Origin of the sequence: Paenibacillus timonensis, assembly GCF_022427145.1 — a bacterium.
Classification (GTDB): Bacteria; Bacillota; Bacilli; order Paenibacillales; family Paenibacillaceae; genus Fontibacillus; species Fontibacillus timonensis.
The window spans coordinates 1-12,694 of sequence record NZ_JAKSXN010000036.1 but is presented as its reverse complement, the minus strand read 5'-3'; the positions used below and the strand labels follow the sequence as shown (position 1 = coordinate 12,694).

Annotated in this window: 15 protein-coding genes; 9 read left to right on the top strand and 6 right to left on the bottom strand. The window is 55.3% G+C overall.

Features of this window, described 5'->3' with window-relative positions; all coding sequences use genetic code 11:
* Positions 1–212: 212 nt before the first annotated feature.
* The gene (locus MJ257_RS15010) at positions 213–890 is read right to left on the bottom strand and encodes a PDDEXK family nuclease (protein ID WP_240270038.1); all 678 of its coding nucleotides are present in this window, start codon (positions 888–890) and stop codon (positions 213–215) included.
* Between the two features lie 655 nt (positions 891–1,545).
* Here MJ257_RS15010 and MJ257_RS15005 point away from each other — a divergent pair.
* From MJ257_RS15005 to MJ257_RS14980, 6 genes are read left to right on the top strand one after another with little or no spacing between them, the layout of a single operon-like run.
* Entirely contained in the window at positions 1,546–1,749 is a 204-nt protein-coding gene (locus MJ257_RS15005) for a hypothetical protein (protein WP_372489814.1), read from the top strand.
* A 30-nt stretch (positions 1,750–1,779) separates the two neighbouring features.
* A complete protein-coding gene (locus MJ257_RS15000; protein WP_240269998.1) occupies positions 1,780–2,532 on the top strand; it encodes a hypothetical protein in 753 nt (250 codons plus the stop codon).
* A complete protein-coding gene (locus MJ257_RS14995) occupies positions 2,529–3,731 on the top strand; it encodes a glutathionylspermidine synthase family protein (RefSeq protein ID WP_240269997.1) in 1,203 nt (400 codons plus the stop codon). The genes MJ257_RS15000 and MJ257_RS14995 overlap by 4 nt, the downstream gene beginning before the upstream one ends.
* Entirely contained in the window at positions 3,732–4,373 is a 642-nt protein-coding gene (locus tag MJ257_RS14990) for a hypothetical protein (protein ID WP_240269996.1), read from the top strand.
* The gene (locus MJ257_RS14985) at positions 4,370–4,762 is read left to right on the top strand and encodes a DUF350 domain-containing protein (protein WP_240269995.1); all 393 of its coding nucleotides are present in this window, start codon (positions 4,370–4,372) and stop codon (positions 4,760–4,762) included. Before MJ257_RS14990 ends, MJ257_RS14985 begins: the two co-directional genes overlap by 4 nt.
* 43 nt (positions 4,763–4,805) lie before the next feature.
* Positions 4,806–5,828 carry a potassium channel family protein gene (locus tag MJ257_RS14980; RefSeq protein WP_240269994.1) on the top strand — a complete coding sequence of 341 codons (1,023 nt, stop codon included), beginning with the start codon at positions 4,806–4,808 and terminating at the stop codon, positions 5,826–5,828.
* 129 nt (positions 5,829–5,957) lie between these two features.
* Here MJ257_RS14980 and MJ257_RS14975 read toward each other — a convergent pair whose 3' ends face one another.
* The 3 genes from MJ257_RS14975 to MJ257_RS24915 form a co-directional block, all read right to left on the bottom strand.
* A complete protein-coding gene (locus MJ257_RS14975; RefSeq protein ID WP_372489813.1) occupies positions 5,958–7,244 on the bottom strand; it encodes an MFS transporter in 1,287 nt (428 codons plus the stop codon).
* Between the two features lie 116 nt (positions 7,245–7,360).
* Complete coding sequence (locus MJ257_RS14970; protein ID WP_240269993.1) at positions 7,361–8,356, bottom strand: ABC transporter substrate-binding protein; 996 nt, start codon at positions 8,354–8,356, stop codon at positions 7,361–7,363.
* A gap of 92 nt (positions 8,357–8,448) precedes the next feature.
* The gene (locus tag MJ257_RS24915; protein ID WP_240269992.1) at positions 8,449–9,291 is read right to left on the bottom strand and encodes an AraC family transcriptional regulator; all 843 of its coding nucleotides are present in this window, start codon (positions 9,289–9,291) and stop codon (positions 8,449–8,451) included.
* Between the two features lie 137 nt (positions 9,292–9,428).
* Here MJ257_RS24915 and MJ257_RS14960 point away from each other — a divergent pair, with 137 nt between their 5' ends.
* A complete protein-coding gene (locus tag MJ257_RS14960) occupies positions 9,429–10,151 on the top strand; it encodes a glycosyltransferase (protein ID WP_240269991.1) in 723 nt (240 codons plus the stop codon).
* Between the two features lie 64 nt (positions 10,152–10,215).
* Here the strand turns inward: MJ257_RS14960 and MJ257_RS14955 are convergent, their stop codons facing one another.
* Positions 10,216–10,398, bottom strand: coding sequence for a DUF2524 domain-containing protein (locus tag MJ257_RS14955; protein ID WP_240269990.1), 183 nt, complete (start codon positions 10,396–10,398; stop codon positions 10,216–10,218).
* A gap of 62 nt (positions 10,399–10,460) precedes the next feature.
* On the bottom strand, positions 10,461–10,922 hold the full coding sequence (locus tag MJ257_RS14950) for a MarR family winged helix-turn-helix transcriptional regulator (RefSeq protein WP_240269989.1): 462 nt from the start codon (positions 10,920–10,922) through the stop codon (positions 10,461–10,463).
* Positions 10,923–11,195: 273 nt separating this feature from the next.
* Here MJ257_RS14950 and MJ257_RS14945 point away from each other — a divergent pair, with 273 nt between their 5' ends.
* Positions 11,196–11,678, top strand: a complete 483-nt coding sequence (locus MJ257_RS14945; RefSeq protein ID WP_240269988.1) for a glutathione peroxidase — start codon at positions 11,196–11,198, stop codon at positions 11,676–11,678.
* A 183-nt stretch (positions 11,679–11,861) separates the two neighbouring features.
* Positions 11,862–12,536 carry a hypothetical protein gene (locus MJ257_RS14940; RefSeq protein WP_240269987.1) on the top strand — a complete coding sequence of 225 codons (675 nt, stop codon included), beginning with the start codon at positions 11,862–11,864 and terminating at the stop codon, positions 12,534–12,536.
* The last annotated feature ends 158 nt before the right edge of the window (positions 12,537–12,694 follow it).

Here is a 12,694-nt window from a genome sequence, read left to right as displayed (position 1 = left end):
GGAAATCCTCCACTTAAATCCTCCGCATGAGAGTGTTTAGAGCAACTAAGTGGATTTTGTGCACCTAATTTCCGGAGTTTTGTTCGTAAATGCTGATTACCCGCGAAATAAGTGCGGTTTATCCAACTATTCTCTTCAAAATCCCACGTTTGAGAGAAAATAGATGCGTATTTTCCACTTAGCCGATTGGTTCGATCAGGAGAATTGCCGGGTTAGCTCATATATTGAATCGCCCCACGAATCAGCTCATATCGCAGGATCCGCTCGCCTTTCCCGTTAAATACGGGTTTAAGCCAGCCCTTGTCACAACACTTCTTCAGCATGATCATGGCAGTGCGGTAGTCTACTTCAAAATGCCGTCTCACATCCACCGGCCGAATCGGCCGCGCCAGCTGCACGGCGAGCCGGATGAGCTCCTTTTCCGCCAAAAGGCCGCGCGAGACGGGAACGCGTTCCGGATGGTAACGGCTGAGTACCATGCGCAGCAGGTTGATGCAGAGTTCGGGGCGCTGCTCCACGTCGTCGTAGGCGAAAGAGATCACCTGGTAGCCCATGGCGTGCAGGAAGGTTTCGCGATTGAGCTCGTGGCAGTATTTTTGGCGGTCCATGTCTCGAACGTGCACGGCGTAGCCCTTGATCTCGAACAGCAGCTTTAACTCGCCGTCCCCCGGCAGCCAGGCGAAATCGGCAAAGTAAGACCGTCCCCGCCAATCGCTGACTTCATACTCCGGATGGAGGCCCTCGAAATCGCCGCGCAGCGGCCACCAGACATTCCGCAGGAACAGGGACTCCGCATGGGCATGTCCACGTTCCAATCTTCCTCGCCGTTCCCCTGATCTTCGCGCCAAATGATACTCCAGAAACGCCGCGTAGTTTTCTTCAAAATTCATTGAACTCATATGCCGCCCACCTTCCCCAATAAAATAAAAACGTCCCGCATTCGCTCCTTGAAGCTCGAACCACAATCGCTAGGGAGCGCTGACCTAAAGGTCATGGCGCCCACCCGCGGATTAGGATTCAAACCTCGGAGTAATACGGGACGTGCTTCGTCTTAGATCCAGTATAGTGCCGGCTGCCTTGTCCGTCCAGAATGAGAGGTTCAATCGGGTGGGGTTCGTCTACAGTGGAAACCCCCAGCGTGCAGCCAGTCAGCCGCATAAGCTACCCACATGCAAAACGGTCCACCGTGCAAGCCTCCCAGCGTATGGGACTATTCTGAGGTGTGCCCATCCGCAATCTCAGCCGTCCATCGTGGAGACAGTCCCTCGAACGGAAGCGACCTTGCGCAAAAAGGTCTCCTCGCATTTTGTCATTGCGTTTCCCTGGCAACGGACGTAAGCTGGTGGGAGGGTTGTGGAAGGGTTTGCCAATTTTAGGTTTGGCGGCTTGTCCGCAGAACTCCTGGCGCATCCCCTTTGACCAAACAGAACCGCTCACCCGCACGTTCCCTATTTCTCCCTGCACAAAGGATGAAACTAAGCGGGAACCGGTGCGTAACATTACTTAGTGTGTACATGGAAAGGGTGAAATGCATTGGATAATGGCATGAGCGTCAAGTTGTACGAAAAGTTGCCGGATGGTGAGCTGCGGGAACTGGAAGAGCGCGTTTGGAGCGCCAATATGGTGGCTGCGTTGGAGCATGTGAACTACCTGGTCGTCGGCAACCGGGAGTTTGAAACGGTGGAAGGCCGGCTCAACGTTGACGAGGGCAAGCTGGAGCTGCTGCTCGTCCCGATCACGCATGAATAAGATGGTTTTTTCGTAAGGAGGGAATCGGTTTTGGCAAAAGAAGAGGAAGCAACACGGACGGACACGGCCGCCGCGCAAGACGCGACGGCGAAGGAGCCGTTCGCATCGAAGTTTTTCACTCCGGAAGGAAAGCCGATCCGCGTCTTGTCGACTTCGCTCGGCATCGCGCTGTTGGCTAACGCTTTCCTGATTCCGGGTGCCGGGGCTACGGCCTCGGGGAGCGGCACGTCGGCGAATGAACCGAAGCTGGTCGCCTGGTCGACGGAAGAAGTGAAACAGTATTTCGACAAAAACGTGGACTGGAACATCCCGCTTCCTTTGGAGGAGGAAGAAGAGGGTGCTGGGGCGGCTTCCGGGTCCGACGGTTCAGGCGGTTCGGGCGGCACCACCGTCATCAACAACTACGGGGGTTATAACTCCGGGTTCGGTTGGGACGATATGCTGCTGTACCACCTGTTGTTCAACAACGGGGCCAGCTATTCGTCCGGCCGCTGGTACGACAGCCATCGCGGTTACTACGCAGGATCGTCGACGCCGTACAAACCGAAATCTTATTCCAGCGAGACGTTCCAAAACAAATCCATGGCCGGATCGGTGGTTCGTCCCAAAACATCGACCTCATCCACCGGCTCGATCGTCCGACGCTCCACCTCCTCGAAGGCGGGCGGCATCGGCGGGAAATCGAGCTCGCTCGGCTCGTCGAGTTCCTCGTCCGGCTCTTCCAAGAGCTCGTTTTCCGGCTCGAGATCCAGCGGCACCAGTAAGGGGTCTTTCGGCGGATGACGGACGGGAGCAGCATTTTCGAAGTCGTGGGCCGGCCGCATCCCGACCGGGGCGAGCGGGTCGCGAAACTAGCCGAGCTGGGGTTTACCTGGGCGGATCTCGAAGAAGAGGAGTACTGGATCGACCAGCTGGTGTTGATGCCGAAGGCGACCTACGCGGAGCTGGAACAGGCGGCCGCGGCGTTGTGGCGCATTCTCGACAAGGCCGTGCGCTATGTCCATCGCCGGCCGGATCTCTATGAACTGATCGGCATTCCCCCGATTCTGTGGACGATGCTTGATGAGCTGCCGATGCCGGAGCCGGGAGTGATCAGCCGCTACGCGCGGTTCGATTTCGCCGTGGCGAACGACGGCACCATCAAGCTGCTGGAGCTGAACGCGGATACGCCGACCGGCTACGTCGAGGCTTCGATCGCCACCCCATGGCTCATGGAGCAGGCAGGGTATGCCTCGCCTAACGCGCGGATGAAAGACCTGGTGTCGGAAGCCTGGGGGATCGAGCGGCCGGATACCGCGGCTTGCGTCGATTACAGCTGGCATCTGGAGGATTCCGGCACGATCGAAGCCTTAGGGCGTCACAGCGGGCTGGATCTGCACTATGAAGATTGCCTGGAGTTATGGGTCGACGAAGGGACGCTCAAAAATAAGGACGGCCGCAGCATTGAACGCCTGTTCGCGTTGTACCCGAAGGAATGGATGGCGGTGGACGATGCCGGCGAAGCGCTGAGCTACGCGATCGAAACCGGTCGGCTCACCATCTTCAACGGGCCGCACAGCATTTTGCTGCAATCCAAAGGATTGCTTGCCGCTGTCTGGGGGCTTTACGAGTTGGGCTTGCTGTTTGATGAAGAGGAACGCCAGGCCATCGCCAAGTATGTACTGCCAACTTACAATAAGCCGGTCTTCTCTGGCGATTTCGTGTCCAAATCGATGTTCGGGCGCGAAGGCGGTTCGGTACGCCTGTTCGATGCGGAGGGCGAGCTGGAGCTGGAGGACCAAGAGGGTTTTGATAGCAGCGTCTTGTTTCCTACGGTGTATCAAAAAAGAGCCGAGTTGGCCCGGATCGAAACGGTCGTGGGCGAGCGGCATTTGCTGACCGGCATGTTCGTCCTGAACGGGACCCCTTGCGGCCTGCTGGGGCGGGCCGGCGGACCGATCACCGGCAATGCCAGTCATTTTATCGCGTTAGGAGTGAAATAAATGCATTATACGAAGCAGCCTTGGGCGCGGCGATTCCTCGTTACGCTGATGCTGGTGTTGTCCGTAGCGGTACTCGGAGCCTGCGGCAATACGACCAGCGTCTTCTCCACCGATACCGGTTCGGAGTCGGAGTTAACGACCGCCCGAGTACCTTGGGATTATAAAATCATGGAAGCGACGGTCGGCGATCTGGTGGGCAGCGACATGACGATTCTGCCCGATAACGATCTGCTGCCGAACGACAGCAATTACGCCACCGGGGACAAAATCTGGATCCTGCAGTTCATGGATGCCGAGCTGACCACGGACGAGAATCAGAAGAACGAAGTGCGCTTGTCCTCTTGGACGACGTTGAAGTCCTATCCGGATCAGGCGGCCGCCGAGAAGGATCTGGCCGAGCTGAAGGTGTCGGTGACGACCGACGTTAGTCTTGTCGGCGTATACAAAACGGAATACCAAGGCAAAACGCGGAACTTTGCCGTATTGGAGCTGCCGACCGGGAACCGGATCAAGCAGCCGATCGACGACGCGCGGTACGCGGCGTTGGAGAAAGCGAAGACGGCGTCGGTCGTGCTGGAGGAAGTGCATGATTTTGCCGATTATGATTTGGCATTTGCGAAATTTCGGGGGTGGGCGAAGTGACGATCGTAGTGAATATTGTGGTTAGTGTCGTCGTAATGATTTTGCTGCAATTACTCGGGATGGTGGTCTTCAATTGGATGACCCCGTACCGCGACATGGAAGAGCTCAAGAAAGGTAATGTCGCCGTGGCCCTGGCGCTGGGCGGTAAATTCCTGGGCACGGCTATCATTTTGGGGGTGTCCGCCTTCACGAACACCTCCATCTTGCATATGATCCTGTGGTTTGCCGTTGGTTATGTGTGCCTCGTGGCGTCTTACTGGATCTTTGAATTGGTGACGCCGGGATTTAATATCTCCGAGCAGTTGAAGAAGGGGAATGTCGCGGTAGGTACCTTGCTGTGCTTGGTGTTTATTGGCATGGCATTCGCCGTCAGCAGCCTAATCATCTAGTAAGAGGTTAGTTCACAATGAATTTTGAAAAAGGGGCAGTCACATGCACTTTTTGCTCAGAATTACGACGCGTTTGATGCGTTTACGCAAAACGTCAATCGGACTGATTATCCTGTTATTTATTACGCTTAGCGCAACGGTGGCTTACGGGCTGGAGCCGGCGACCTTCGGGAGTTGGTTTAACGCGCTGTATTGGGTAATGACCACCATGGCCACGGTGGGTTACGGCGATTATTTTGCCGAGACCGTGCAGGGCAAAGCGTTTACGATGTTTTTGTACATTTTCGGAATCGGGCTGCTGAGCTTGGTGATCGGGAAAGTCATCGATTCCATCGGGAGCCTTCAGCGGCAGAGAGGAGCAGGGGCTTTGAGTTATCGGGGCGAAGACCAGATTATTCTGATCAATTGGAGCAAAAAAGCGTACTCGGCGGTGGAGGAAATCCTGTGCTATTCCCCCAAAGCCCACATCGTGATCATCGACGAGACGGATCGGCATCCGCTGGAACATATGCATCAGGTGCATTTCATCAGCGGGGATCCGTCCTCGGACGAGATTTTGTTGAAAGCCGGCATCGACAAGGCGAAAGCCGCAATCATCTTTGCCGATTCGCGGATCGAGGAGTATTCGCTAATCGACGGCAAATCGCTGTTGATTGCCTCCAGCATTGAACGTTTGGCGCCACAAGTACATACAACCGTAGAAATCATGCAGGAAAAACATATCCAGAACTTCCGCCACGTTCAAGTGAATGAATTTGTGCTGTCCCATGACGCCATCTCGCGATTGGCGGTCCGTTCTGCGCTGCAAGAAGGCAATTCCGAGGTGATCCGCCAACTGCTCAGCCGCCAATACGGCGACGACATTTACGAAATCCCCGTTCAGCACGGGTGGAGTTCGTACGGAGAAGCGTTTGAGGCGCTGCTTCGGCAAGGCGCAACCTTGCTGGCGGACCGCGGCGATTTGGGCATCAACCGCAAGCTGGACCAGCCGATTCCTGCGGGGGCACGGCTTTACGTTGTAGCCGATGAAGCCACGTATCGGCGGCTTGCCGGCTTATCGTCATGAATTGCAATCCGCTTTAGAGCGGTATATGCCCTATAATGAGGAAACCCCCGCATCCATCGGCAGCTATCGCTCGGCTGGAGGCGGGGGTTTTTCGCGTCTGTATGTGGATAGAGCGGCGCGGGCAGGTCTCTAAAGCAACTCGTTCCGTTTGCGCAGATAGGCGTATAGGATCACGCTGCACACCGCGCATAACAAGGCGCATACGCCAATAAAGGCGTACCCGGCCTGAAGTCCGCGCAACAAGCCAAGTCCGGTGTCGGCGCCGCCTGCGACGAGCTCCTTGATCCCGTCGGTGATCGCGCCGATCAGATAGTTGCCGATGACGCTCCCAACCCCCATCAGCGTCACGATGAAGGTGATGGCGGAGTCGCTAGAAGAGCGGTATTTCTTGGCGATCAGCGCCATGACGGTCGGGTAGATCGGGGCGATCCCGATGCCGGCCGCCGCGAACAGGAAAGCCCCGGGCTCGCCGGCCCAAATGGCAATCAAGGTACAGATCCCCGAGAAGGCGGAGAACAGAATCAGCGAGAGCGTAAAGCCGATTTTATCCGTAATGGGTCCCAGCGCCAGCCTGGCGAACGTAAAGCAGAGGAAGAAGGCGGACAACATGCCGGAAGCGCTGGTGGTATTCCATTGGTAGGCTTTCTCCAAAAAGTTGACCAGCCAGCCGCCAACGGCCATCTCCGAGATAACGCCGAATGAGAGCACCAGCACGATCAGCCAGATGGCCGGATCGCGCATGAGTCGCGTAAACGGAACCCGCTCGCCGCCTTGTTCTTCTTCGCCCGGAAACCGGCTCAGCAGCGTCGGGATCATCGGAATGACCGAGAGCGACAGCATAATCAAATACATGCCGCGCCAGTCGAGCACATGCCCGCCGATGGAGACGGTCATCAGCCCCGAGGCGATCATTGGCGCTACCGTGGAACTCAGCCCATAGAAGAAGTGGGCGAGGTTCATCATCGTTCCGGTGTTGCCGACGAAAATGCGGGCGGCCAGGATGGCCAGCGCGATTTCGAGCATCCCGTTGCCGATGTACATCAGGAAATAGGAGCCCGACAACGCCGGGAAGCTGCGCGATGCGAAGATGAGCACCCCGGATGCGGCCATCGAACCGAAGGCCAACATCGTCACCGTTTTGGCGCCCCATTTGCGGGTCAAGTAAGCCGTGAACGAGCAAGCCAGCAGATATCCCAGTGAATTCAGGGAGAGCAGCGTCCCGATCTGCATCTCGTCGATACCGAAGTCCGTTTGGATGCGCGGGATGGCGGGGCCTTTAATATTTTCCGAGAAGCCGAAAATAAAGAAACCGATAAAGACGGTTAACAGCTGAAATATATAGTTCCGTTTGACGGAAGCGGAACGGACGTCGCGTGCGGCCGACGTTTCCGCGTCAGGTTGAGATTTAGTTTTCAAAGGATGCCCTCCTGCGGTCACGATGAGATGGAATGAAAATGACAAAATGAACAGCCACATCGTAACATACTTTCGGGCACCCAGCTATCCCTACTTTGGTGGAATAGGGAAGGCGGCTACTTCTCCATGATTTGCCCGATCACGTCGAGGCCTTTCGATTGGCCCATGGCCAGCGGTCCGACGATTTCCGTGTCGATCACGTGAAGGTTGCCATTCTTGACCGCTTTCAGCCCGTTCCAGACCGGATTATCGGCAAGTTCGTCCAGTGTGAGCTCCGCGGCGCCGGTGAAATCCTCCCCGAGGAAAATGTAATCCGGGTTGACGTCGGCCACGCCCTCCAGGCTGATTTCCGCCCAGTCCTCCATGCCATCGAATTTGGCGAAGCCCAGGCGATCGTAATACGGCTCCATTCGAACGCCGCCGTAATAATTGAAGCCTTTGCCCCAGGTCATCATGAAGATGGCCGTTTTTCCTTTTGCGCCGGTCTCGTCCATTTTGGCCGCAAGCGCGTCCAGCTTCGCGTTGTAATCGGCAACGTACTGCTTGGCTTTGTCTTCTTCCCCGATGACCGCGGCAACTTTCTCGATGGTATCCTGCCAGTTTTCGGATTGGCGAATCAGGATCGTCGGGGCGATTTTGGACAGCTGGTCATAAATCTTCTCGTCGTCCTCCCAGGCGATGATGACGTCCGGATCCAACGCCAAAATACTCTCCATGCTGGCCGTGTCGCCCAAATCGGCGATCTTGTCCTGTTTCGTGTAAGGATCATAAACGGGGAAGTTCTGCAGCGATTTCAGGCCGACGACGCCGGCGACGACGTCTTGCTCCCCGATCGCAAACAGATGGTCGGCATACGGGAAGTACGTGATGGCGACTTTCTTCGGCTTTTCGTTCAACACGGTTTCGCCTTTGTCGTGTTTAATGGTAATCGGGAATTTTGCATCCTGCGCCGCGTTGCCGGAAGCCGCGTCCGAACCGCTGGCCGATGCCTCGCCCGTTCCGCCGTTACCGGTTTGGGTACCCGTATTATTTCCGCAGGCCGCCGCCGTTAGGGAAAACAATAAAATAACTAGGAGGGGAAGAAGTCCCCATTTCTTGAATGATTGCAACACGTGTAGCTCCTCCACTTCGGCATATTGATAATGATTTTCATTTTCAAATCAAATTATAATCAACACCGGGTGGGCTTGAGAATAGACAATTTTCAAAGGATAGGTGGATCATTCCCGATTCGGGCCCGAAATTCGCTGGGAGAGCAGCCGACATGCTTTTTAAAAAGGCGACTGAAGTAATGGGCATCGCCATAACCGACGCTCTCCGCGATGTCACCGACGCTGCAGCGGCTGGTGGCCAATAACTCGCTGGCCCGGGCCATCCGGTGCCGGATCACGTAATCGATCGGGAATAAGCCGACGTATTTGTGAAAGGCGTAAGCGAACTTTTTAACGTCCCAATCATGCAAGCCGGCCAGCTTCCGCAAACTGAGCGGTTCCATATAGTGCGCATGGATGTACTCCAACGCGTGCTCGACGGTGCTGCGGCTCTCCACGTTCAAGCGGTTGCGGGCGCAGCCGATCACCTCGCCGATCGTTCCGTAGAACAGTTCTTTCACGCGAAGCGACTGCAGGGAGCCCGGCGTGTTGGCGGCCGCGTGCAGTTGGCGCAGCATTTCCACGATCCGGGGGTTCTCGCCCGGTTCCAGGGAATAATGCGTCCGATGGTACTCGAGCTTACTTTCAGCGGGCAGCTCAATCGTGTAATGGATCAGGACGTATTCGAAACCCGTAGCGGGCACCTTCAGTTGCAGCGTCATATTTTTCGCGCCGTGCGCAATGACCCCGGGGACGAGTTCGCAAGGGGTGCCGTCGAAAGCGAATTCCGCTTGCCCCCGCAAGGCGAACACCAAACCGGCATGCGGCGTAGGGCGTTCCTTGGAATGACCGTCATATTGCCCGGGTTCGAGCCTCGATAGATAAACGCCATGAATCGTTAAAGCGCCGGCAGCAAACTGCCCGGCCAGTTCGTTCAAGTCAACGATGCGAATCACCTGCTCTCCAGTAGGTATGGGGGTCGTGCATTTTTATTGTACTCGGACGGGCTCGCGGGGAAAAGGGAATGAAATCGGCAGGATCAACCATAATAAAAGACGGCGCATAACATTTATATCCAAAAGGAGTAGATGGAATGAGACGGATATGTCAAAAAACCGCGGGGTTCTTCATTCTCATACTGATGCTTGCTAACGCCCCGTCCGTAAGTGCGAATGCCGGCGGCGCGCCGGTGGTCGAGGAGCCCTATCAAGGGCAGCCGGTGTTATCGCGGCACGCCGGGCAAACGTCCCCGTGCCCTTGCCATCTGGAGGCGGAGCGGCTGCGGGCGGATATGCGCAAGCTGTGGATCGATCATGCCAGCTGGACGCGGGATCTTCAAGTCAGCAGCCTCGCCGGGTTGGAGGATCGCGAGGCGGTATTGGCGCGGGTGCTTCAAAACCTGCAGGATATCGGGGACGCGCTCCAGCCCTATTATGGGGAAGAAGCGGGCAACCGGCTGACCGAGCTGCTGCGGGAGCATGGCCGGATCGCCGCGGAGCTGACGGAGGCGATTCAAAAGGGGCATCGGGAGGATACTTACAAGTACCGGGCGGATTGGCAGCGGAATGCCGAGGATCTTGCCATTTTCCTGAATAAAGCGAATCCTAACTGGCCGGCCCAGGAATTGAAACCGCGGCTTGAGCAGTATTTGGACCAGATTGAAGAGGGCTTGAATGCAAGGCTGAGCAAGGATTGGCCAACCGAAGCCCGTCTTTATGGTGAGGCGGAGGATCAACTGATCCGGCTTGCGGATATGCTGGCCGAAGGCATCGTAAAGCAGTTTCCCGAACGGTTCGGCATAACGGGACCACGATAAGCAGGCAAAAAAACACCCGTTTACCGCACGCTGTTCCAGCGGCGTAATCGGGTGTTTCTCCATCTTAATGATGAATGTCGCATTTGTTCATGATAAACGCGATTTGGTTTTCGAGCCGGTTGATTTGCTCCTGCGTCTCCGGGTCGGCGTGGCCCATGCCTCGCATCGAGGCCAGTTCTTGCTTCAACCGGTGCAGGTCCTCGCCCGCGTGGGCGCAGTTATAGTTGCTCTCGAGATTTTCCAGCATGCAGATTCTCCTCCATCGGTTACTCGGTGATCCTTCCCTATTATGGAGGGTTTAGGGTGGCCTTATTCAGGCTGTTCAAGCTGGGCGGAGCCGCCGCCGATTTTGCGCAGGAATTCATTGATCTGCCGGTGCATGGCGGTGATATCCTCCACCTCGGCATCGGTGCCGGCAAACAGCCGCATCGGTACGGTGCAGGCTTTGTCGCGCAGGGCTTTGCCCTCCTCGGTTAATTCAATGATGACGCTGCGCTCGTCGGATTTATCCCGCGTCCGGGTGACCAGGTTCATTTGCTCCAGCTTCTTGAGCAATGGAGTTAAGGTGCCCGAGTCGAGGTACAACATCGCGCCTAGCTCTTTAACGGTGACGCCGTCCCGCTCCCATAAAGCGAGCAGCGTAATGTACTGCGTATAGGTTAAGCCGAATTCCGCCAGCAAAGGCCGATACAGCTTCATGATCTCCCGGGAGCAGGTATAAAAAGCGAAGCAAAGCTGATTATCCAGTTTCATCAATTCATCGGTATTCATTTTATATTCACCTGCCATTTAATTGTATGCAATATATTTACTGTTGAGCCATTATAGCATTGCTTCATATTTCGAGTAAAGGGCTGAGGGCTGCGTTGGCGGACTGGACCGTGACTGGACTTGACTGGATCGGAACGGACCGGACCGGAAGGGTCCGGTTGGCCGGCAGGCTTGGGGAAGACAGATGGCCCGGCGATTCGAAATTGACACGACGATAAAGATTGTATACAATTAAATCACACTTAATTTAAATGGATGATGGAGGTGCCGTGGATGTCATTATTCGATATTGAAGTGAAAACAATTCAAGGCCAGGTGCAAACCTTGGAGCCTTATCGCGGTCAGGTGATGCTCATCGTGAATACCGCGACCAAATGCGGTTTTGCTCCGCAGTTTAAGGGGTTGCAGAAGCTGCACGACACGTATAAGGACCAAGGGTTTTCCGTGTTGGGATTCCCCTCGAGCCAGTTCGCCAACCAAGAGCTAGGGACGGACGAAGAGGTGGCGCAAGCTTGCGAACTGAATTTCGGCGTGTCGTTCCCGTTATTTTCGAAGATCGATGTGAATGGGAAGACCGCTCACCCGCTGTTTAAGCACCTGACGAAGGAAGCCCCGGGCTTGCTGGGGTCAAAACTGATCAAATGGAACTTTACGAAGTTCCTTGTGGATCAAGAGGGGAAAGTCGTCAAGCGTTTCGGCCCGACGGACGAACCGGAAAGCATCGAAGGGCAAATCCGCGAGCTGCTTGGCGTGTAAGCTGCCGTGGCGTAATGTGGCGTAATGGCCGGATACGTAAAGTCCTATTGCGTTAACTTTATTCATGTGCCACACTAGGAGTATCATATAGTAACTTGCGTGAGGCAAAGCCTGCCCCGTTTCCTTTCCAGGATGGAGAGGAGCGGGGCTTTTTGTTTTTTACGATGTGGAGGGGGGATGACTATGGGCTTTCAAACGGAACATGATGCCTGGATCCAGGATCATATGAAACGAAGAACCGGCGAGCGTCTCGATGCGCTTAAACGCGGCCACGGTTACGGAAATCAGTTGTTCGTCGAGTTGATTTGGTGGCCGTTGGTGGGGCACTTTAACGGATTACATCCGGAATACGAGGTGAAGGATTGGCGAGGGAGATCCTATTATGCGGATTTTCTTTGGGAGGTTGGCGGTACACGCATCGTGTTTGAAATCATGGATTACGGCTCCCATGGTACGGATCGGACCAAATATCGGATGGATTTGAACAGGGGGCTGTTTCTGCAGTCCCAAGACTGCTTGATCTACTACATTGCGTTGGACGAGTTGAAGGAGAACCCTACGTTTATCCTCTCTTCCTTGCGGAGTATTCTGTCACCGTATTTGTCTGTGGCTCAGGGGAGAACCCTGCGCACCTATTCCAAAATTGAAAGGGACCTGATGCGTGCCGCCATTCGCCATCATCGGGTGATTCGCCCAACCGAGGTGGCGCGGGAGCTCGAACTGCACACGATGACGGTCATTAAGTATTGCCGGATTCTCGTGGAAAAGGGGAGGCTCCGAGCGCTAGCGAAAGGGACTTCCGGCCGCGTCACTTCTTACGAATATGTGGGCTCCCTACTAAGCCCGGATTTGGTCTGAGCGGGTGGGTTGTGTTCGAAATTTCATATATATTCGGTCCTTGGAGGGCGAAAAAGCCCATTTTATATGAAAAATCATATAAAATAGGCCGCTGCAAAGGGAAAGTGGCTCAATCTATTCGAAATTTCATATAGAATGAGCCATTTGGCGATGTTTCG

What these genes read in the sequence shown, in the direction of transcription:
- MJ257_RS15005 (WP_372489814.1), top strand. Translation starts at nt 1,546, where the DNA reads ATGAGCGTCAAGTTGTACGAAAAGTTGCCGGATGGTGAGCTGCGGGAA.
- MJ257_RS14980 (WP_240269994.1), top strand. Translation starts at nt 4,806, where the DNA reads ATGCACTTTTTGCTCAGAATTACGACGCGTTTGATGCGTTTACGCAAA.
- MJ257_RS14955 (WP_240269990.1), bottom strand. Translation starts at nt 10,398, where the DNA reads ATGCTGGAAAATCTCGAGAGCAACTATAACTGCGCCCACGCGGGCGAG.
- MJ257_RS14995 (WP_240269997.1), top strand. Translation starts at nt 2,529, where the DNA reads ATGACGGACGGGAGCAGCATTTTCGAAGTCGTGGGCCGGCCGCATCCC.
- MJ257_RS14950 (WP_240269989.1), bottom strand. Translation starts at nt 10,922, where the DNA reads ATGAATACCGATGAATTGATGAAACTGGATAATCAGCTTTGCTTCGCT.
- MJ257_RS15010 (WP_240270038.1), bottom strand. Translation starts at nt 890, where the DNA reads ATGAATTTTGAAGAAAACTACGCGGCGTTTCTGGAGTATCATTTGGCG.
- MJ257_RS14940 (WP_240269987.1), top strand. Translation starts at nt 11,862, where the DNA reads ATGGGCTTTCAAACGGAACATGATGCCTGGATCCAGGATCATATGAAA.
- MJ257_RS14990 (WP_240269996.1), top strand. Translation starts at nt 3,732, where the DNA reads ATGCATTATACGAAGCAGCCTTGGGCGCGGCGATTCCTCGTTACGCTG.
- MJ257_RS14945 (WP_240269988.1), top strand. Translation starts at nt 11,196, where the DNA reads ATGTCATTATTCGATATTGAAGTGAAAACAATTCAAGGCCAGGTGCAA.
- MJ257_RS14960 (WP_240269991.1), top strand. Translation starts at nt 9,429, where the DNA reads ATGAGACGGATATGTCAAAAAACCGCGGGGTTCTTCATTCTCATACTG.